Raw genomic sequence first — 20,786 nt, 5'->3', positions numbered from 1 at the left:
CGCCGGTCTCTTACTTGCGGTCGATCTTGGGATCGAGCGCGTCGCGCAGGCCGTCGCCCAGCAGGTTGAAGGCCAGCACCGTCAGGAAGATCGCCAGGGCCGGGAAGATCGCCACGTGCGGGGCGATGACCATGTCGGCGCGCGCCTCGTTCAGCATGGCGCCCCACTCGGGCGTCGGAGGCGATGCGCCCATGCCCAGGAACGACAGGCTGGCGGCGGTGATGATCGAGGTGCCGATACGCATCGTGCCGTACACCACGATCGGCGAGATCGTGCCGGGCAGGATGTGGCGCATGATGATCGTCCAGTCGGACGCGCCCACGCTCTTGACCGCTTCGACATACGTCATCTGCTTGATCGACAGCGTGTTGCCGCGCACCAGGCGGGCGAAGGCCGGCACGCTGAACACGGCCACGGCGACGATCACGTTGACCATGCTGGAACCCAGGATGGCAACCACGCCGATGGCCAGCAGCATGCCCGGGAACGCCAGCAGCACGTCAGAGATACGCATCGTGATGCGTTCCCACCAGCCTTCGTAGTAACCGGCCATCAGGCCCATGAAGGTGCCGACGACGGCGCCCATGGCCACCGACAGGAAGCCTGCCGCCAGCGAGATCCGCGCGCCCATGACGATGCGGCTGAAGATGTCGCGGCCCAGCGAGTCCACGCCCAGCCAGTGGGTCAGCGACGGGCTGGCGTTCAGCGCGTCGTAGTCGAAGAAGTTCTCGGGGTCGAAGGGCACGATCCACGGCGCGAAGGCCGCGACCACGACCAGCAACAGCACGAAGACGCCAGCGCCCACGGCCAGCTTCTGCTTCTTGAATTTGCGCCAGAACTCGGTGGCGGGCGTGCGCACGTCGTTCTTGGGAACGGCGGCAACCATCGTGGCGGGTGTCGTATTGCTCATGGCCGCCTCACTTGTAACGGATGCTGGGATTGATGACGCCATAGAGCACGTCGACAATCAGGTTGATCAAAATGAATTCCAGCGAGAACAGCAGCACCAGGCCCTGGATCACCGGATAGTCGCGCTGGGTCACGGCATCAACCAGCAGGCGGCCAAGGCCGGGCCAGTTGAAGACGGTTTCCACCACGATCGAGCCGCCCAGCAGGAAGCCGAACTGCAAGCCCATCATGGTGACCACGGGAATCAGCGCATTGCGCAGGGCGTGCTTGATGACGACGCGGCGCTCGGTCAGGCCCTTGGCGCGCGCCGTGCGCACGAAGTCTTCCTGGATGACTTCCACGAACGATGCGCGGGTGAAGCGCGCCATGACGGCGGCCACCGCTGCGCCCAGCGTGATCGAGGGCAGGATGTAGTGTTGCCAGGTCGAGGCGCCCACGGTCGGCAGCCAACCCAGGTTCACGGAGAACACCTGCATCAGCATCATGCCCAACGCGAACGCGGGGAAAGAAATGCCTGACACCGCCAGCGTCATGCCAAGCCGGTCGGGCCAGCGATTGCGCCAGACCGCGGACACGATCCCGATGATCATGCCGAAGCTCACCGACCACACCATACTGGCGAGCGTCAGCCACAGGGTGGGCATGAAGCGGTCGGAAATTTCGGTCGAGACAGGGCGCTTGGTACGCAGCGAGGTACCGAGGTCGCCTTGCAGCATGTGGCTGAAGTAGCGCACGAACTGCTGCGGCAGGGGCAGATCCAGCCCAAGTTCCTTGCGCACGAGCTCAACGGTTTGCTGGTCGGCCTCCTGGCCCGCGGCCAGTCGCGCCGGGTCGCCCGGAAGCATGTGCACAAACAGGAACACGACCACGGCTACCAGCAGCAGCGTGGGGATCATGCCCAGAAGACGTTTGACGATGTAGGTCAGCATTGAAATTCCTGCAACATCGGCGGGGGCACCGCGCCCCCGCCGAATGTGGCCTTACAAGGGTCCGAGGACCCCAAGAGTGAAGCGGTTTACTGCTTCAGGTCGATGTCGCCGAACCAGAACGAGGTGTCCGGTTCCACGTACACGCCCGACAGGTTCTTGGACTTCACGTACAGGTTGTTCTGGGTCACCAGGAAGGCCCACGGGGCGTCCTTCCAGATGGTTTCCTGAACGTTCTTGTAGATTTCAGTCTTCTTGGCGCGGTCGGTCGTGGCCAGCGCTTGCTGCACGCCGTCGTCCACCGTCTTGTTCGAGTAGTACGACACGTTGTTGAGCACCGGCGGGAAAGCGGCGGTGGTCAAGAGCGGACGCAGACCCCAGTCGGCTTCACCGGTCGAGGACGACCAGCCGGCGTAGTACATGCGGACCTTGGCGTCTTCCGGCTTTTGCACCTGCTGCACGCGCTGCACGCGTTGGCCCGATTCCAGCACTTCAACCTGCACCTTGATGCCGACTTGCGCCAGCTGCTGTTGCAGGAACTGAACCACCTTCACCGAGGTGCCGTCGTTATAGGCGGACCACAGCTGGCTTTCGAAGCCATTGGGGTAGCCGGCTTCGGCCAAGAGGGCCTTGGCCTTCTTGATGTCGTACGGCCACGGGCCGGTCTTGTGGGCAAAGTCCACGCCTTGCGGCACGACGCCGTCAACGACGGTGGCGTAGCCCGAGAAGGCGACCTTGGCCAGCGCGTCCTTGTTGATGGCGTAGTTGATGGCTTCGCGCACCTTGACGTTGTCGAACGGCTTTTGCTGCGTGTTCATCGACAGGTAGCGGGCCATGATCGAGTTCTGGTGATCGACCACGTCCAGCTTGTCGTTCTTCTTGAGCACGGCGGCTTGTTCGAACGGCACCGGGAAGGCGAACTGCGCCTCACCCGTCTGCACCACGGCGGCGCGGGTGTTGTTGTCGGTCACGGTACGGAAGGTCAGCGTGTCGACCTTCGGGTAGCCCTTCTTCCAGTAGCCGTCGAACTTCTTGACCTTCAGGTATTCGGCCGGCTTCCATTCGACGAATTCGAACGGGCCCGTGCCCACCGGGTGGAAACCGATTTCCTTGCCGTACTTGGCCAGGGCAGCCGGCGAGATCATCATGGCGGCCGGGTGGGCCAGCGCGTTGATGAAGGCCGAGAACGGCTTCTTCAGCGTGATCTTGATGGTCATCGGATCGACCACTTCGGTCTTGTCGATGACGCTGAACTGGATGTAGCGCGACAGGCGGTTGTCCGGGTTGGCCGGACGATCGAAGTTGATCTTGACCGCTTCGGCGTTGAAGTCGGTGCCGTCGTGGAACTTCACGCCGGGACGCAGCTTGAACGTGTAGACCAGGCCGTCTTCGCTGACGGTGTAGTCGGTGGCCAGCACCTTCTGGACCTTCAGGTCCTTGTCGAACTCGAACAGGCCTTCGTAGTAGGCCTTGCCGGCAGCCTGGTTCAGCGTGCTGTTGGTGTTGTACGGATCAAGCGTTTCCAGTGCGATGGAGACGGCAAACGTCACGTCCTTGGCAGCATGCGCCAACGGCGACGCGAGCACGCCGAAGGCCAGCGCGGCGGCGGCCATCAGCTTGGTGGGGCGCAGAACTTTCATCATTGCAACTCCTGGTTCCAAATCGGAATTAGGGGGTTTGGTGGAAGAAAAACATGTACGACAACGGAATCAATACGCGCCGCCGACCGGATGGCGGGCAACGAAGTGATCGGTTCCAACCTGCACCAGCGGCTGCACCACCGGCTCGTCGCCGAGCTTGCGGATCGGGCTGGGAATTTCATCGGACAACAAGGTGCGCTTGAGGTGGCGACGCGCCGGATCGGCGATCGGCACCGCCGACATCAGCTTCTTGGTGTACGGGTGCTGCGGGTTCTCGAAAATGGCGCGGCGCGGCCCGATCTCGACGATCTGGCCCAGGTACATGACCGCCACGCGATGGCTGACGCGTTCCACGACCGCCATGTCGTGCGAAATGAACAGGAACGAAATGCCCATGTCGCGTTGCAGGTCGATCAACAGGTTCACGATCTGGGCCTGGATGGAAACGTCCAGCGCCGACACGGATTCGTCCGCGATCACAACCTTCGGGTTCAGGGCCAGCGCGCGCGCGATACAGATGCGCTGGCGTTGGCCGCCCGAGAATTCGTGCGGATAGCGCTGCGCCATTTCAGGCGGCAGGCCCACGCGTTCAAGCAGCTCGGCCACGCGGCGCTCGGCTTCCTTGCCCTTGGCCACGCCGTGCACCAGCAGCGGCTCCATGATGGAGAAGCCGACGGTCACGCGCGGGTCCAGCGAGGCGAACGGATCCTGGAACACGAACTGGATGTCGCGGCGCAAGGATTGCAGCTCGTTGTTCTTCAGGCTGACAATGTCGCGCCCGCCGAATTTGATCTCGCCGGCCTGGCTGTCGACCAGGCGCAGCAGCGAGCGGCCGGTGGTCGACTTGCCGCAACCGGACTCGCCCACCAGCGACAGCGTTTCGCCGGGGTACAGGTCGAAGCTGACCTGTTCCACCGCGTGCACTCGGCGCTGCACACGGCTCAGGATGCCGCCGCGCAGGTCGAAGCGGGTCACCAGATTGCGCACCGACAGGATCGGCTCGCGCTTGGCGGCCGGCACTTCCTGCGTGCTGACGATGCCGGGCTCGGCCACGGGCTGGGCCTGGCCTTCCACCTGCAACAGGGGGAAGCGCGCGGGCAGGTCGGTGCCTTCCATCGCGCCCAGCTTGGGCACGGCGGACAGCAAGGCCTTGGTGTACGTGTGGCGCGGCGCGGCGAAGACTTGCTCGGACGGGCCTTCTTCGACCTTATCGCCGCGATACATCACCAGCACGCGGTCGGCCACTTCGGCCACCACGCCCATGTCGTGGGTGATGAACACCACGCCCATGTGCATTTCTTCCTGGAGCTGACGGATCAGTTGCAGGATCTGGGCCTGGATCGTGACGTCCAGCGCGGTGGTGGGTTCGTCGGCGATCAGCAGCGCCGGCTTGCACGCCAGCGCCATGGCGATCATCACGCGTTGACGCATGCCGCCCGACAGCTGGTGCGGGTAGCGGTCCAGCACGGACTTGGCTTCCGGAATGCGCACCTGCTCCAGCATGCGCAGCGCTTCGGCGCGCGCGGCGGCGGCGTCCTTGCCCTGGTGCTGGCGAATCGATTCGGCGATCTGGTCACCGGCGGTGAACACCGGGTTCAAGGAGGTCATGGGCTCCTGGAAGATCATGGCCATGTCCGCGCCGCGCACATTGCGCATGACGCGCTGGCTCGAATTGGCCAGATCGATCACGGACCCGTTGCGACGGCGCAGCGCCATGCGGCCCTGGGCGATGCGCCCGCCGCCATGTTCCACCAGTCGCATGAGCGCCAGGGACGTCACCGACTTGCCCGAACCCGATTCGCCCACGATGGCCAGGGTTTCACCCCGGTCCACATGGAACGACAGGTTGCGCACGGCTTCGACCGTGCGCTCCGAACCTACGAAGCGCACCGTCAGGTCGTCGACCTGGACCACGCGGTTTTCCGGCAGCGCCAGGCTGTTTGCGCGATCAACCATCTTTATTAATCCCCAAAATCAAAACAGAACCCGCCACGCTCATCGATAGATGGCGGTGACCGGCTTTTCGCCAACGCGGGCATAACCCCGATACATGCCTTCCGTGTTGAACGGCAAGGCCACATTGCCCTGGGCGTCGACGGCCACCAGGCCGCCCTTGCCGCCGATGGTGGGCAGTTTTTCCATCACGACGCGGTCCGCCGCCTCTTGCAGCGACGATCCGCAATATTCCATCTGGGCAGCTACGTCATAGGCGGCGACCATGCGGATGAACATCTCGCCGGTGCCGGTGGTCGACACCGCGCAGGTCTTGTTGCTGGCGTAGGTGCCCGCGCCGATCAGGGGCGCATCGCCGACGCGGCCGACCTGCTTGTTGGTGATGCCGCCGGTCGACGTGGCCGCGGCCACGTTGCCTTGCGCATCGACAGCCACCGCGCCTACCGTGCCGAACTTCTTGTCGGCGTCCAGCGGGTCGGCCGGCGCGGGCTGGCCGCGCGCAACCATCGCCTGACCATCGTGGTCCAGCACGGCGGCGTCGGGCGTTTCGCGCTGCACGCGCAGCAATTGTTCACGGCGGGCGTCGGTCGAGAAGTACGAGGGATCGACGATCTCCAGGCCTTCCGCCTTGGCGAAGGCTTCGGCGCCCTCGCCCACGAACAGCACGTGCTTGCTGTTTTCCATGACCTTGCGCGCGGCGAACACGGGGTTGCGCACGCAATTGACGTTGGCGATGGCGCCGCTACGCAGCGTGGCGCCGTCCATGATGGCCGCATCCAGCTCGTGGGTGGCGGCGCTGGTGAACACCGCGCCGTGGCCCGCGTTGAACAGCGGGCAGTCTTCCAAGAGGCGCACGGCCTCGGTCACCGCGTCCAGCGCGCTGCCGCCACGGGCCAACACGGCCTGACCGGCCGTCAGGATGGATTCCAGGGCGGCCAGGTATTCCTGTTCTTTCTCGGGCGACATGGCCGCGCGGGACATCGCGCCGGCGCCACCGTGAATGGCAATCACGGGTTGATTCATCGTTTACCTACTCCATGGATGAGCCACGGCATCACGGACTGGGTCACCCCAGCGGCTGCCGCAACGGAATTCTTGGCCCGATAGGCCACGGCCGCGGACAGGGCTTCAATCAAGCCCAGCGCGGCGGTTTCGGAATTGGGGATCAGCTGGCGCGCGGAAAACGCATACAGCACGACGGATGCCGTCGGCGCCAGTGGCGAAGTGGGCTTGTCGGTCAACACCAGCACCGGCACGCCAGCCTGTTTGGCGGCGGCGGCCAACGTCACCGTGTCGGCCAGATAGCGCGGAAAACCGATGGCGATGACCAGGTCATTGGACGTCATGCGCGACATCTGCCGCGCTGCATGCGACACGCCGCCGGGGCCGGCCAGCGATTCGACGGAATGCAGGTGCATGCACAGGCCGCGTTGCAGCAGGCCCGCCAGGAAACCGCTGGCGCCAAAGCCGATGATGAAGACGCGCTCGGCGGCCAGAATGGCCTGCACCGCCTGCTCACAGGCACCCGAATCGAGCGACTGCAAGTTGCGTTGGGCGTTGCGGATGTCTTCTTCCAGCGTGGCGGCGAAGATCTGCACGGCGCTGGCGGAATGCGCCAGTTCGGTGCGCAGCTTTTCGACGGGTTCCAGGGCGGCTTCGAAGCCGCGCGCCAGTTCGGCGCGAAACTGCGGATAGCCCGGCAGGTCCAGGGCGCGCGCAAAGCGGTTGGCAGTGGCGACCGACACACCGACCGCGGCGGCGAATTCGTCGATGGTCATGGTGGCCACGCGGAACTGGTGCGCCAACACGTACTCGGCCATCTTGTGCTGCGTGCGGCTCAACGCGGGTTGTGCCCGGGCGATCCGATCAGCGATCGTGAGTACGGCCTTGTTCATCGTGTCGAAGGGGTGCGTCTTAGCTGGAGTTTGTGTAAATCTGTTTACACGCAAATTTTAAATAAGAAAATTCCTTTTCATACTAAGGGTATACCCGTGAATTTATGTAACAGGGCCAAAAAAGAAACGGGGCCGGTTTGAGTTACGCTATTGGCGCCCGTTTTTCCACCCTGCCGTACTGGACTGCCGCGATGCCCGACTGGATCTGCAAACCCCATCAAGAACTGACCGTTCCCGAGATCTACGCGATTCTCCGGCTGCGCACGGAGGTGTTCGTCATCGAGCAGAACTGCATCTTCCAGGACATCGATGGCAAGGACCTGGTGGGCCAGACCGCGCACCTGATGGCGTGGCAGGACGGGCAGTTGGCGGCCTACTGCCGCATCCTGGATCCGTCGCTCAAGGACGGTCAGATCGAGATCGGCCGCGTCATCACCGCGCCGTGGACGCGCGGCCAGGGCCTGGGGCACGAACTGATCCGCCATGCCATGGCCACCGTGCGCCAGCGCTGGCCGGGCCGCGCGATGTACCTGGGCGCGCAGGCGCGACTGCGCAACTACTACGGCGGCTACGGCTTTGTGCAGGTGACCGAGGAATACATTGAAGACGGCATCCCGCACGTGGGGATGCGGCTGGACGAAGCCGCATAGCGGCTTGCGCGCGGCGGTGCCCCAACGCAACGCTCCTTGGGGCGAAGCCGGACAACAAGCGCCGCATTTGCAGCACCCAATGGAAAACGCCCCTTGCGGGGCGTTTTCGTTTGAACCTGCACGGCCGGTTACTTGACCGCCGACACGTCCAGCTTGGCCTGCGTCTTGGACTGGATTTCGTCCACCGTCACGCCCGGCGCCGTTTCCAGCAGCTTCAAGCCGTTTTCGGTGACTTCCATGACGCCCAGGTCGGTGATGATCAGATCGACCACACCCACGCCCGTCAGCGGCAGGTTGCATTCCGGCAGCAGCTTGATGTCTTCCGTGCCGTCCTTCTTCTTGGCCACGTGTTCCATCAGGACCACGACGCGGCCAACACCGGCGACCAGATCCATCGCGCCGCCCATGCCCTTGACCATCTTGCCCGGGATCATCCAGTTGGCCAGGTCGCCCTTCTCGGACACCTGCATCGCGCCCAGGATGGCCAGGTTGATCTTGCCGCCACGGATCATCGCAAACGAATCGGCCGACGAGAAGATCGACGAGCCGGGCAGCGTCGTCACCGTCTGCTTGCCGGCGTTGATGAGATCAGCGTCGACTTCGGCGTCGGTGGGGAACGGACCAATGCCCAGCAGGCCGTTTTCAGATTGCAGCCACACTTCCACGCCGGGGGGCACGTGGTTGGCCACCAGGGTCGGCAGGCCGATACCCAGGTTCACGTAAAAACCGTCTTGCAGCTCGCGCGCGGCGCGCGCCGCCATTTCATCGCGGGACCATGCCATGTCGTCTTCTCCTTAGGCCGGGCGAGTGGTGCGTTGTTCGATGCGCTTTTCGGGCGTCGTGTTCAACACGATCCGTTGCACATAGATGCCGGGCAAGTGGATCTGATCGGGATCCAGGCTGCCGGTGTCAACGATCTGTTCAACTTCGACCACCGTGAACTTGCCGGCCATGGCGACGTTCGGGTTGAAGTTGCGGGCCGTCTTGCGGAACACGAGGTTGCCGCTGCGATCGGCGATGTGCGCCTTGACCAGCGACACGTCGGGCACCAGCGAACGCTCCATCACATATTGCTGGCCGTCGAATTCGCGGATTTCCTTGCCATCGGCCACGATGGTGCCCACGCCCGTGCGGGTGAAGAAGGCGGGAATGCCAGCGCCGCCAGCGCGCAGCTTTTCGGCCAGTGTGCCCTGCGGCGTGAATTCAAGCTCGAGCTCGCCGGACAGGAACTGGCGTTCGAACTCCTTGTTCTCGCCCACGTACGACGCGATCATCTTGCGCACCTGGCGCGTGTTCAGCAATTGGCCCAGGCCGAAGCCGTCAACGCCGGCATTGTTGCTGATGCAAGTCAGGTCCTTCACGCCCGAATCGCGCAGCGCGGCGATCAGGGCTTCGGGAATACCGCAAAGGCCGAAACCGCCCACGGCGATCATCTGACCGTCCTTGACGATGCCTGCCAGCGCCTCCTGGGCGCTTGCAAAAACCTTGTCCATCGCTCCAACTCCTAGTTAAGGTCTAACCGAAGAGAGCCCGCCCCGCCGCGTGCGCGGTGTGTCCCATGGGGATCAAGAAAGCCGGGGTAAGCCCTGTTTTTCCTTGGAGCGCGGCTGCCGGCGTCGGCACCAGATGGCATCGCAACACTGCCCGATGTCTCTGGGTCGCGGCGCCGAGGGTGGCGCGCCCCTTTATTTCTATTGTGATTTTGCGCTTGATTTTAACGGCATGACGGGCAATTCCGCGCCCTTAATCTCACGCCGCCGGCTGGAATTGCGTGGCCATTTGGGCCAGCACTTCGGGCGGCCACGGTGCGGACGTATTGGCCACGTAGTCCATCCAGACTAGCACGTTGCGCCCACGCGCATAGGGGCCTGCATCGTCGCCGACCTTCTCCAGCAGCAGCTCGAATTCCGCGCTGGAACGGCCGATGCGCGTGACCTTGTGGGTGACTCGCACGGTGGCCGGGTACGTCAGCGGACGCAGAAAATCGCACGAGGCGTGGGCCAGGATGGCGCCGTTGTCGGCGGGCAGCGCAAAGCCCGCGTCATACAGGATCTGCATGCGGGCCTCTTCCATGAGGCGGAAATACAGCGTGTTGTTCAGATGGTTCAAGGCGTCCGAGTCGCCCCAACGCAAAGGCAATTCAGTCTGATGGGTATCGCCCACCGCCAGAATCCGCGCAGACAGATTGTCCGGGTTCACCAATTACTCCTGAAGGCTAAAAGAAATACGAAGGCGTACACGGCCTCCGCCTGCAATACAATCGCCGATATTACTTCCAGCCAAATATGGAATACATACGGGGAGCTTTGCAAATGTCTGAACGCGAGTCGATGGAATATGACGTGGTCGTGGTTGGCGGTGGACCCGCCGGCCTGGCCACCGCCATCCGTCTAAAGCAGCTGGCCGCTGAAAAGAATCAGGAAATCGGCGTATGCGTGCTTGAGAAAGGCGCGGAACTGGGTGCACACATCCTGTCCGGCGCTGTCATGGACCCGCTGGCGCTGACCGAGCTGATTCCCGACTGGAAGGAAAAAGGCGCGCCGCTGAACGTGCCGGTCACGCAGGACAAATTCATGTTCCTGTCCCAGACCGGCGCTCGCACCACGCCGAACTGGCTGCTGCCGCCCTGTTTCCACAACGAAGGCAACTACATCGTCCGTCTGGGCGACGTCGTCAAGTGGATGGGCGAACAGGCCGAGGCCCTGGGCGTGGACATTTTCCCCGGCTTTGCCGCCGTGGAAGTGCTGTACGACGAAAACGGCGCTGTCCGTGGCGTGGCCACCGGCGACATGGGCGTGGCCCGCGATGGCACGCACACCGACCACTACCAGCCCGGCATGGAACTGCATGCCCGCTACACCGTCTTCGGCGAAGGCTCGCGCGGCCAGCTCGGCCGCCAGCTGATCGAACGCTTCAAACTGGACGACGGGCGCAACCCGCAGTCCTACGGCATCGGCATCAAGGAAATGTGGGAAGTCGATCCGGCCCAATCCAAGCCGGGCCTGGTCATCCACACGGCCGGCTGGCCGCTCGATTCCGACACCTACGGCGGTTCGTTCCTGTACCACCTGGACAACAACCTGGTCGCCGTCGGCATGATCGTCGGCCTGGACTACGCCAACCCGTGGCTCTCGCCCTTCGACGAGTTCCAACGCTACAAGACGCACCCGGCCATTCGCGGTACGTTCGAAGGCGGCAAGCGCATCGCCTACGGCGCGCGCGCCATCACCGCGGGCGGCCTGATGTCGCTGCCCAAGCTCACGTTCCCGGGCGGCGTGCTGGTCGGCTGCGAAGCGGGCTTCTTGAATGCGTCGCGCATCAAGGGCAGCCATGCCGCCATCAAGTCGGGCAAGATGGCCGCCGAAGCCGCCTTCGACGCGCTGCTGGCGGATCGCCGGCAAGACGAGCTGGCCGCGTATCCGCAAGCCTTCCAAAGTTCGTGGCTGCACGCCGAATTGAACAAGGCGCGCAACTTCAAGCAGTGGTTCAAGAAGGGCCGCACCATCGCCACCGTGATGACGGGCGTGGAGCAGCTGCTGCTCAAGGGCAAGATGCCCTGGACCCTGCGCCACAACAAGCCCGACCACGCCTGTCTGCAACCGGCGTCGGAATGCGCGCGCATCGACTACCCCAAGCCCGACGGCAAGCTCACGTTCGACAAGCTCAGTTCGGTGTTCATCTCGAACACCAACCACGACGAGAACGAGCCCGTCCACCTGACCTTGAAAGACCCGACGGTGCCCGTGCGCGTAAACCTGGCCAAGTACGGCGGCCCGGAATCGCGTTACTGCCCGGCCGGCGTGTACGAGTTCATCAAGGACGACCACGGCGAGGACCGCTTGCAGATCAACGCGCAGAACTGCGTGCACTGCAAGACCTGCGACATCAAGGACCCCACGCAGAACATCGTCTGGGTGGCGCCGCAAGGTGGCGAAGGGCCGGTCTACAGCGGCATGTAATTTCCCAGGGCAGTTCAACGCCCTGCTTGAAGGCGCCTTCCGGGGCGCCTTTTTCACGAACCAAGGCGGCATCATGACTGAACGCGTACTTCTCATTGGCTGCGGCGACCTGGGTCAGCGCGTGGCCCGGCGCTTCCTGGCGCGCGGCGACCACGTGTACGCACTGCGCCGCCATCCGCCCGCAGACGACAGCGGCATCCAATGGCTGCAAGGCGACATCACGCGGGCCGACACCCTGCCCGCGCTACCCGCCGGCATCACGCGGCTGATCCACGTGCCCGCCCCCGGCGCGCGCGATGCCGACGTCTATCGGGGCGTGTTCGTCGATGGCTTGCGCAACGTGCTGGACGCGCTGGACACCACGCAGCTCAAGCGCGTGGTGTTCGTCTCGTCCAGCGCGGTCTATGGCGAACACCATGGCGACTGGGTCGACGAAGACACCCCGCCCGCGCCGCAAGGCTTCAACGGCCGCGTGCTGCTGGAGGCAGAAGCCGCGCTGGCGGCGCGCGGCCTGTCGTCCACATCGATCCGGCTGGCAGGCCTGTACGGGCCGGGCCGGCTGCAATTGATCGAACGCCTGCGCAGCGGCGCGGCCGGCGCGCCGCGCCAGCCCGAGCACTGGGCCAACCGCATGCACATCGACGATGCCGCCTCGGCGGTGTTCCATCTGGCGCTGCTGCCCGAGGTTGCGCCCGTCTACGTGGGCTGCGACGACACGCCGCTGCCGCTGCACGTCCTGTATGCCGAGCTGGCGTCGATGGCAGGCGCGCCCGAGCCGCGCGATGCGCCCGCGCCTGCCAATGTCGGCAGCAAAAAACTGAGCAATGCGCGTCTGCGCGCCAGTGGCTTCACGTTGCAATGGCCCGATTCCCGGCAAGGCTACGCGGCCCTGCTGAACGAGGCCGCCTGACGCGCATGCAGGCACGGTTCGGCCTGGACCGAATCGTTGCGATTGCGGCTGGCGGATACTGGCAACGCCATTCCCGCCGGCTGCTGCCTTCTGCATGCGTCGGCCTTTTTTCCATGCAGGAGCCCTCGCCATGATCGCCGTGATATTCGAAGTCGAACCCGCCAACGGCGACCCCGCCCCCTATCTCGACATCGCCGCGGGCCTGATCGACGAGCTTCGGACCATCGACGGCTTCCTGTCGGTTGAACGCTTTCAAAGCCTGACCACGCCGGGCAAGCTGCTGTCGCTGTCCTTCTGGCGAGACGAAGACGCGGTCAAGCGCTGGCGGACGCTGGACTCGCATCGCCGTGCCCAGCAGGCCGGACGCGGCGGCGTGTTCCAGAACTACCGCCTGCGCGTCGCGAATGTGCTGCGCGACTACGGCATGAACGAGCGCGACCAGGCGCCCGCCGACAGCCGCGACCGGCACGGCTGACGCCTCACGCGGCGATGGTCTGCGCCAAGGCCACGCCCGCCGCCAACGCGACCCGATGCGTGACGCCGGAGGCGGCAACCGCCGCCATGGCCGGCGCGCCGCCGTCCCCACTGGCGGGGTCGAAGTAATCCGTATCGGCGCGCCCTTCGCCTTCTGGCAGGTCGCGCACCTGCACCCGGAACCCCTGCCGCGCATCGCCGCGCAGTTCGGGCACCGCCTGCAACAGTCGGCGCGTGTAGGGATGCGTGGGACGGTCGAACACCTCGTCGCGCGAGCCTTCTTCGACAATGTGCCCACGCAGCATGACCACCACGCGATCGGCAATCTGCTCGACCACGCCCAGATCGTGCGAGATCAACAGGCACGCAAAGCCGTAAGACCGTTGCAGCGCCATCAACGTTTCCAGCACCTGCTTCTGCACGGTGACGTCAAGCGCCGACACGGGTTCATCGGCGATGATGACTTCGGGCCGCATCACCAACGCACGGGCAATCGCCACGCGCTGGCGCTGGCCGCCCGACAGCTCGTGCGCGTAGCGCTGCGCATAGCCTTCGCCCAGGCCCACATCGTTCAGCGCCTGCTGCACGCGCCGCGCCTGCTCATCAGGCGTGACGCCCTCTTCCAGCCGCAGGCCCTCGCCCACCAGCGCGCCGATGTTCATGCGCGGGTCCAGCGACGAATACGGATCCTGAAACACCATCTGAATGCGGCGGCGCGCGGCGCGCCAGATGCCGCCCTCGCCGCCCGCCGGCAATGGCTGTCCATCCAGCGCAATGCGGCCCTGCGCCTGCGGTACGAGGCCCAGGATCGACATCATGACCGTGGTCTTGCCGCTGCCCGATTCGCCCACGATGGCCAGTGTTTCGCCCGGCGCCACGTGAAAGCTTGCCTGATGCACGGCGCGCACGTAGCGCTTGCGGCGCCAGCCGCCACGCACGGCGTAGTCGATGGCCAACTGATCCACTTGCAGGATCGGCGCGCCGGTGACGGGCGCGCGCGCGGGTCCGCGCTTGGGCAGCGCATCCAGCAAGCTCAAGGTGTACGGATCCGCTGGCCGGGACAGCACCTGCGCGACCTGCCCGGTTTCAACCGCGCGGCCCCGGCACATCACCAGCACGCGCTGCGTGTACGCGGCCACCAGCGCCAGGTTGTGGCTGATGAAAATCAGCGCCGTGCCCTGTTCGCGCGTCAGCTCGCACATCAGGTCCAGCACCTCTTTCTGCACGACGCAATCCAGCGCCGTGGTGGGTTCGTCGGCAATCAGCAGACGCGGCTTGAGCAGCATGACGCCCGCCAGCAGGATGCGTTGCCGCATGCCGCCGGAGAACTCGTGGGGATAGCGTCCCATGCAGGCCCGGGCGTCGCGCACCCGCACGCGCTCCAGCATCTGGATGGCCTCGTCCCAGGCGGCTCGGCGCGTCATGCCCCGGCGCAGGATGAGCGCTTCGATCAATTGCTCGCCCACGCGAAACGCGGGGTTCAACGACACCATGGGTTCCTGGAACACCATGCCGATGCCGGTGCCGCGCGTGGCCTGCCAGTCGCGCGCGCTTTGCGGCAGCACGTCGCGGCCATCGAACAGCACCTGGCCGCCCGTGATGCGCGCGGCGTCGGGCAGCAGGCCCAGCAATGCCTTGCCGATCAGCGTCTTGCCGCTACCGGATTCGCCCACGATGGACAGCGATTGCCCGGCGTGCAGATCGAAGGACACGCGGTTCACCACCGGCGCCGCGTCGCGCTTGCCGGGAAAGCGGATTTCAAGATCGCGCACCGACAGCAGCGGCGCGGCACCCGTCAGGGAAGGGTCGGTCGGGTTCATGCCACCACCCCCCGCATGCGCGGATCGAGCCGATCGCGCACCGCATCGCCCAACAGATTGATGCCCAGCAGGCTCAGGGAAATCATCGCGCCCGGGAACAAGGCCAGCCAGATCGCCTGGTCCATCGCGTTGCGGCTTTCGGACAGCATGCCGCCCCAGGTGGCCAGCGGTGGCGGCACGCCCAAACCCAGGAAGGACAGCGCGCTTTCGGCCAACAGGGCCGAGCCGAATATGGACGTGGCGAAAATCAGCAGCGGCGCCAGGCAGTTGGGCAGCACATGGCGGAACACCGTCCAAAGACCGCTATGCCCCGTGGCGCGCGAAGCGATGACGAAGTCCCGCTGCCGCAGCGACATCGCCGTGCCACGCGCGATGCGCGACACGGACGGCGAATAGGCCAGGCCCAGCGCCAGCACCACGCCCCATTTCGACGGGCCCAGCACCGTCATGATGCCCAGGGCCAGCAAGAGGCCGGGAAAAGCCATCATGGAGTCGACCAGCACGCTGATGCCCCGGTCGACCCAGCCGCCCGCATAGCCGGCGGTAACGCCGATCGTCGTGCCCAGCACCAAAGCCAGCAGCACCGAGAACACGCTGACCGCCACGCTGACGCCCGCGCCCGCCATCAGGCGCGACAACACATCGCGGCCGAACTCATCGGTGCCCAGCCAATACTCGGCCGAAGGCGGCGAAAAGCGCGCCAGCAGATCGCCTTCCAGCGGATCGTGCGGCGTGTACACCAGCCCCACCAGCGCCAGCAGCACCACGCCCGCAACCAGCGCGCCGCCGACGACGGCGTTGGTATGTTTGAAACCCGGATTGAAACCCGTCATGACGTTCCTATTGAAGCTTCACGCGCGGATCGAACAGCGGATACAACAGATCCACCACCAGATTGACCGCCACGTACAACAGCGCGATAAACAGCAGGCAGCCCTGCACCACCGGATAATCCCGCGCATAGATGCTCTCGACCAGCAGCCTGCCGATGCCGGGCAAGGTGAACACGGTCTCGATCACCGCCGCGCCCGACAGCAGATGGCCCAGCATCAGGCCGATGACCGTCAGCGTGGGACCAAACGAGTTAGGCAAGACATGGCGCAGCATCACGCGCTTTTCCGGCAAGCCCTTGGCGCGCGCGTGCGCCACGTATTCCAGCCGCAGCGTCTCGATGGTGCTGGCGCGCATCATCCGCGTGATCGCGGCGATCTCGGTCAGCACGATCGCGCAAACGGGCAGCACCAGGAACTTCGCGGCCGACAGCCCGCCTTGGGCCATGGACTCGAAGCCATACACCGGCAGCCAGTTGAGCTTGACGCCAAACAACCAGATCAGCAGGATGCCAACCCAGAAGCTGGGCATGGACACGAACAGGATCGAGGTGGACACGATGGCCGTATCCGCCCGCCGGTTCTGCCGCCACGCGGCGATCATGCCGGCAGGAATGGCAACCAGGCAGGCCAGCAACGTGGCCGTCAGCACCACCTGCGCCGTCACCGCGAAATGCGTCAGCACCAGATGCGTGACGGGTTCGCGGCGGGCGATGGACATGCCCAGGTCGCCGTGCAGCGCGTTGCCGACCCATATCAGGAACTGTTCGCCCACCGGCCGATCCAGCCCCAGCGCATGGCGCATTTCGGCCAGCAGCGCCGGATTGTCGATGTCGCCGAGCATCAGCGACGCGGGGTCGCCGGGAATGGCGCGGATCATGGCGAATACCAGCACCGTCACCACGATGACCGTGGGCACCGCCGCCGCGATGCGCTTCGTTAGATAACCCAGCACGGCGCCTCAGTTCTTGGTGACGTTGAAGAAGCGCGGCTTGCGCAGCGGCCAACCGGTAAAGCCGTGAAGCTGGCTGGAGACAACCACGTAGCCGGGCTTGTTGTAGGCCATCAACAGCGGCGTATCGCGCAACATCAGCGCGTGCAGCTTGTCGAAGGCCTGCTTGCGCGTGGCGGTATCGGATTCGGCTTCGATGCTTTCGAGGATGGCGGCGGCTTCCGGGCTTTCCCATTGCGCCATCGGCGTCTTGGACTTGTCGCCGATCACGTCGCGGTACATCAGCGCGGGCTCGGTGCGCGCCGAGTAAGCGAAGGCCATCAGCTGGAACTTGCCCTCACGGAAGTTCGTCACCTGAGTGCCCCACTCCAGCATGTCCAGTTCGGTCTTGATGCCCGCCTTGCTCAACAACTGCTGCGTGACGACAGCGACGCGGTACAGATACGGGTAGCGCTTGCTGGCTTGAAGTTTCAGCGTTTCACCGCGATAGCCGGCGGCATCGAGCAGGCGCTTGACCTCTTTCAGGTTCTTCTCGTACCCGACCTTGTCGGCATCCGAGTAGTACACGCTTGCCACGGGCACCAGCGACGGGTTGTACGCGGCCTGGCCGTTGTTGAGCGCGCGGGCGATGCCGGGAAAGTCCAGCGCCAGCGCGATGGCGCGGCGCATGTTGACGTCGGACAGCAGCGGCGCGCGGGTCTGCATCAACACATTGACGGTGTCCAGGCCCTGCTCGGTGATGATGGACCAGCGCGGGTCCTTGGCGGGCAGATTGTCTTCGTCGGCGTTGTACGCATCGACCTGGCCGGCCATCAGCGCTGCCTTTTGCGCGGCGGCGTCGGGGATCACCACGAAGCGCACATTGGCCGCCGCCACTTTCTTGCCGGCCATGCCGCTGGCCGGCTCGCTGCGCGGCACGTAGCCGGCGTACGGTGTCAGCAGCACGTATTGTTCTTTCTTCCACTCGGCCAGCACATACGGGCCGGTGCCGACGGGCTTGATCCATTTGCCATCGGCGTCCACGCTTTTCGGACTGAGCACCGGCATCGGGCATTGCACGCTGGCCATCTGGTCCAGGAACAACGCATAGGGCGCATCCAGCGTGAAGACGACGGTGGCGGGATCTGGCGTCTGCACTTGCACGACCTTGGCGCCCTTGCTGCCGTCGTACAAGTTCTTGCACGCGTATTCGGACTGCGCGCCGGTCAGGTAGTCGTAGCTCCATTTGACGTCCGCGGACGTCATGGGCGAGCCATCGTGAAAACTCACGCCGGCGCGCAGCTTGAAGGTGTAGCTGCGCTTGTCGGCGGACAGCGTCCAGCTGTCGGCAAGCATCGGCCCTACGCTCATGTCGGCGCGCAGCGCCACCAGCGACTCAACGACGTGCGCCAGCACATTGTCGGTGGATGTATTGCGCGAGCGGCCGCCCGGCACGGAAGTGGGCGTGCCCGAGCCTTCCGCGTAACGGATCTCGGGCAGGGGAGCTTGCGCCGCCTGGGTCTGGGTCAGCCCCGGCAGGCCCGTCAAGGCGCCGGCCAGGGCTGCGGAAAACATCAGCGCGCGCTTGCCGCGCAAGGCTATCGTCATCATGGAATGTCCTTAAAGCGCGGCTCAGAACAGCCGGTACTCAACGAAGTTGCGGCCTTCATAGGGCTTGCGGGCGATCCACATCACGCCACTTTCCGGCTCCATCAGCGTGGTGGCCACGGTGGCCGAAATGCTGTCGAAGCTGGCCGGCTTGGGCGAACGCAGCACGCCGTCCGGCGCGGCGAAATCATCGGCCAGGATGCGCTTGACGGTGTCCCAGTCCACCTTGCCGTTGGCGCGCGCCAACATGGCTTCGACGCGGCGTTGGCGATAGATGGAGTCGGGGTTGGCGGCCAGGCCCTTGTCGAACAGCTTGGCGCGCGCGGGTGCGCTGATCCAATGGTTGGCATGCACCAGCAGGCCGTTTTCCGGCGTGATCCAGAAGATCTCGTCGGGTGCGCATTCCAGGTCCACCGCTTCGCCCTCGCCTTGCGCCAGCATCAGGTTGTTCGAGCAGAAGCGGCGTGACGCCCACAGCACCTTCATGGCGTTGCAGATGTTGGTCGCTTCCAGCATCTTGCGGCGCACCAGCACCAGGGGAACGTCGGCCGGTCGCTGGTAATCCTGTTCGCAGGACAGGAAGTTGCCGGACAGCGATACGCCCGCGCCATTGAAGCCATGGCGCGCCAGACTGCCGGCCTCGGTGAACATCAAGAGGTCGGGGCCGTCTTCGCGGCGCATGCGCACCACGATGCCGGTGTCCACGCATTCTTCGCGCCAGTCCCAGTTGTGCGCATGCATCAGCTTGCCGCCGGCGGCGGCCTCGGGCAGCACGATCAGGCCGGTGCAGCCGTCATCCAGGCCCTTGCGGGCGCGCCCGAGTTCGGCGTGGCCGAACATCATTTCGGTGCGGCAATTGATGACGACGATATCTTCCAGCGTCTGGCCCGCGCCGTCCGCGATACCGCGCAGTTCTTCCAGATAGGCAGCGTCGTAATCGCCGACCACCGGCACCATGGCGGCGGCCAGCTCCTTGAGACGCGCGGCGCTCACGCCTCGGCGTTCCAGCTGGCCCCGGTACAGGGCCACGCTGCGCGCCACATGCTCCGGCACCGCCATGCCGTGCTGGCGGCCGCGTTCATAAGGACTGCCCTGGACATCGACCAGGGGAAACGGGGTAGGCATCGTCACGCTAGGAGAACTCCGGGATAAGGCCGATCGGCACGGCCAGGATGAAACGGTCAGATTTGACGGCCAAATTTTGTACTAATATAGATAAAAGTTCAATATTAGGGTTTGCCCAGCCCCGCTTCAAAAACGATGGCGCTCCGGTACCATTGCCCCTTGCCCGCCACCTTGCAGATCCGACGCGCCATGCCCTCCGCCGCCCCCGCCCGCCCCACTCCGCTACAGGTCGATCTGGCGCGACTTATCGCGGCGGACATCGTGGCCCAGCGGCATCAGCCTGGCGCCCATCTGTCTGAAGAAACGCTGGCAGCGGCCTATGAGGTGTCGCGCACGCCAGTGCGCGGTGCGCTACGGCTGCTGGCCGCCCAAGGGCTCATCACGCACCGGCCCAACAGCGGCTACACGGTGTCCGAACATGCCGCGGCAGCGCCGCCGGCCATCGAGGGCGCAGGGCCCACGCAAGAAGAGCTGACGCGAAGGCTGATCGATGACCGGGCCTCCCGCCAGTTACCCGAGACGTTTACCGAACGCGACCTGCTGCTGCGCTACGGCGTGCCCCGCAGCGTGCTGTCCAAGACCCTGCTCCAGCTGTCGGCGGATGGGCTGATCGAAAAGCGCAAGGGGCATGGGTGGCAGTTCGCGCCGTCGCTGGAAAGCGCCGAGGCGCTGAACGAAAGCTATCGTTTTCGCATGACGATCGAATGCGCCGGGCTGCTCGAACCCACGTTCCGGGTGGACAAGCCGGCGCTGGCCCGCATGCGTGCCGCGCACGAGGCGCTGATCCAGCGCGACGACGCAGGCATCTCGGCTACCGAGTTCTTCGGCCTGAACGCATCCTTCCACGAAATGCTGGCGCGCTTCTCGGGCAACCGCTACATCCTGCAAGCCGTGCAGCAGCAGAATCACCTGCGCCGCCTGGAGGAACACGCCGCGTTCTATCGCGACGCCCGTTTCGTCAATTCCAGCAATGAACATTTGCAGATCATCGACGCGCTGGAAGCCGGTGATCAGGAATGGGCATCCCAGCTGATGCGCCGCCACTTGAAGGCTTCGCTCCAGGCCTCCTGACCTCGGCTTCACCCTTGCATGCGCCCGGGCGGGCAGGCATGCGCACGCCCATATCTCGCGCTGCACTCGATACTCGTGTTGTATT

Annotated in this window: 19 protein-coding genes; 5 read left to right on the top strand and 14 right to left on the bottom strand. The window is 64.9% G+C overall.

The features are described 5' to 3' along the window. Positions 1-10: 10 nt before the first annotated feature. From gsiD to API01S_RS10235, 6 genes are all read right to left on the bottom strand, one after another. A complete protein-coding gene (gene gsiD, locus API01S_RS10260) occupies positions 11-910 on the bottom strand; it encodes a glutathione ABC transporter permease GsiD (protein WP_061304367.1) in 900 nt (299 codons plus the stop codon). Positions 911-917: 7 nt separating this feature from the next. Further along, positions 918-1,838, bottom strand: a complete 921-nt coding sequence (gene gsiC / locus API01S_RS10255) for a glutathione ABC transporter permease GsiC (protein ID WP_006218099.1) — start codon at positions 1,836-1,838, stop codon at positions 918-920. An 86-nt stretch (positions 1,839-1,924) separates the two neighbouring features. Next, on the bottom strand, positions 1,925-3,478 hold the full coding sequence (gene gsiB, locus API01S_RS10250) for a glutathione ABC transporter substrate-binding protein GsiB (protein ID WP_061304363.1): 1,554 nt from the start codon (positions 3,476-3,478) through the stop codon (positions 1,925-1,927). A gap of 66 nt (positions 3,479-3,544) precedes the next feature. Next, complete coding sequence (locus API01S_RS10245; RefSeq protein ID WP_006218097.1) at positions 3,545-5,431, bottom strand: dipeptide ABC transporter ATP-binding protein; 1,887 nt, start codon at positions 5,429-5,431, stop codon at positions 3,545-3,547. 39 nt (positions 5,432-5,470) lie between these two features. Beyond that, entirely contained in the window at positions 5,471-6,451 is a 981-nt protein-coding gene (locus tag API01S_RS10240) for an isoaspartyl peptidase/L-asparaginase family protein (RefSeq protein WP_061304361.1), read from the bottom strand. After that, positions 6,448-7,323: a MurR/RpiR family transcriptional regulator gene (locus tag API01S_RS10235; protein WP_006218095.1), complete on the bottom strand. Its 876-nt coding sequence runs from the start codon at positions 7,321-7,323 to the stop codon at positions 6,448-6,450. The genes API01S_RS10240 and API01S_RS10235 overlap by 4 nt, the downstream gene beginning before the upstream one ends. A 191-nt stretch (positions 7,324-7,514) precedes the next feature. Between API01S_RS10235 and API01S_RS10230 the strand changes: the two genes are divergently transcribed. After that, positions 7,515-7,973 (top strand): GNAT family N-acetyltransferase, encoded by a 459-nt coding sequence (locus API01S_RS10230; RefSeq protein WP_061304359.1) that lies wholly within the window; start codon positions 7,515-7,517, stop codon positions 7,971-7,973. Positions 7,974-8,101: 128 nt separating this feature from the next. Here API01S_RS10230 and API01S_RS10225 read toward each other — a convergent pair whose 3' ends face one another. From API01S_RS10225 to API01S_RS10215, 3 genes are all read right to left on the bottom strand, one after another. Continuing rightward, the gene (locus tag API01S_RS10225; RefSeq protein WP_006218093.1) at positions 8,102-8,755 is read right to left on the bottom strand and encodes a CoA transferase subunit B; all 654 of its coding nucleotides are present in this window, start codon (positions 8,753-8,755) and stop codon (positions 8,102-8,104) included. 12 nt (positions 8,756-8,767) lie between these two features. Further along, on the bottom strand, positions 8,768-9,466 hold the full coding sequence (locus tag API01S_RS10220; RefSeq protein WP_006218092.1) for a CoA transferase subunit A: 699 nt from the start codon (positions 9,464-9,466) through the stop codon (positions 8,768-8,770). Positions 9,467-9,722: 256 nt separating this feature from the next. Then, entirely contained in the window at positions 9,723-10,172 is a 450-nt protein-coding gene (locus API01S_RS10215; protein ID WP_050727829.1) for an acyl-CoA thioesterase, read from the bottom strand. A 113-nt stretch (positions 10,173-10,285) separates the two neighbouring features. Here API01S_RS10215 and API01S_RS10210 point away from each other — a divergent pair, with 113 nt between their 5' ends. The 3 genes from API01S_RS10210 (at position 10,286) to API01S_RS10200 (ending at position 13,317) form a co-directional block, all read left to right on the top strand. Then, entirely contained in the window at positions 10,286-11,932 is a 1,647-nt protein-coding gene (locus API01S_RS10210) for an electron transfer flavoprotein-ubiquinone oxidoreductase (RefSeq protein ID WP_061304357.1), read from the top strand. Positions 11,933-12,005: 73 nt separating this feature from the next. After that, positions 12,006-12,842 carry an NAD-dependent epimerase/dehydratase family protein gene (locus tag API01S_RS10205; protein ID WP_050727831.1) on the top strand — a complete coding sequence of 279 codons (837 nt, stop codon included), beginning with the start codon at positions 12,006-12,008 and terminating at the stop codon, positions 12,840-12,842. Positions 12,843-12,972: 130 nt separating this feature from the next. Next, the gene (locus API01S_RS10200; RefSeq protein WP_061304354.1) at positions 12,973-13,317 is read left to right on the top strand and encodes an antibiotic biosynthesis monooxygenase family protein; all 345 of its coding nucleotides are present in this window, start codon (positions 12,973-12,975) and stop codon (positions 13,315-13,317) included. Between the two features lie 4 nt (positions 13,318-13,321). Here API01S_RS10200 and API01S_RS10195 read toward each other — a convergent pair whose 3' ends face one another. The 5 genes from API01S_RS10195 to API01S_RS10175 are packed head-to-tail and all read right to left on the bottom strand — an operon-like array spanning position 13,322 to position 19,630. Continuing rightward, positions 13,322-15,136, bottom strand: coding sequence for a dipeptide ABC transporter ATP-binding protein (locus API01S_RS10195; RefSeq protein ID WP_061304352.1), 1,815 nt, complete (start codon positions 15,134-15,136; stop codon positions 13,322-13,324). Beyond that, a complete protein-coding gene (locus API01S_RS10190; RefSeq protein ID WP_050727834.1) occupies positions 15,133-15,969 on the bottom strand; it encodes an ABC transporter permease in 837 nt (278 codons plus the stop codon). The genes API01S_RS10195 and API01S_RS10190 overlap by 4 nt, the downstream gene beginning before the upstream one ends. 7 nt (positions 15,970-15,976) lie before the next feature. Further along, positions 15,977-16,921, bottom strand: a complete 945-nt coding sequence (locus API01S_RS10185) for an ABC transporter permease (protein WP_006218084.1) — start codon at positions 16,919-16,921, stop codon at positions 15,977-15,979. 6 nt (positions 16,922-16,927) lie between these two features. Continuing rightward, positions 16,928-18,508: an ABC transporter substrate-binding protein gene (locus API01S_RS10180; protein WP_061304350.1), complete on the bottom strand. Its 1,581-nt coding sequence runs from the start codon at positions 18,506-18,508 to the stop codon at positions 16,928-16,930. A gap of 21 nt (positions 18,509-18,529) precedes the next feature. Further along, positions 18,530-19,630, bottom strand: a complete 1,101-nt coding sequence (locus tag API01S_RS10175) for a C45 family autoproteolytic acyltransferase/hydolase (protein ID WP_050727836.1) — start codon at positions 19,628-19,630, stop codon at positions 18,530-18,532. 189 nt (positions 19,631-19,819) lie between these two features. On the opposite strand from API01S_RS10175, the gene API01S_RS10170 reads away from it, so the two are divergent. Beyond that, complete coding sequence (locus API01S_RS10170; protein ID WP_050728166.1) at positions 19,820-20,701, top strand: FCD domain-containing protein; 882 nt, start codon at positions 19,820-19,822, stop codon at positions 20,699-20,701. Positions 20,702-20,786 lie beyond the last annotated feature (85 nt).

The organism is Achromobacter piechaudii NBRC 102461 (assembly GCF_001571245.1).
GTDB lineage: Bacteria > Pseudomonadota > Gammaproteobacteria > Burkholderiales > Burkholderiaceae_B > Achromobacter > Achromobacter piechaudii.
This window is presented reverse-complemented; position numbering and strand designations above follow the sequence as displayed.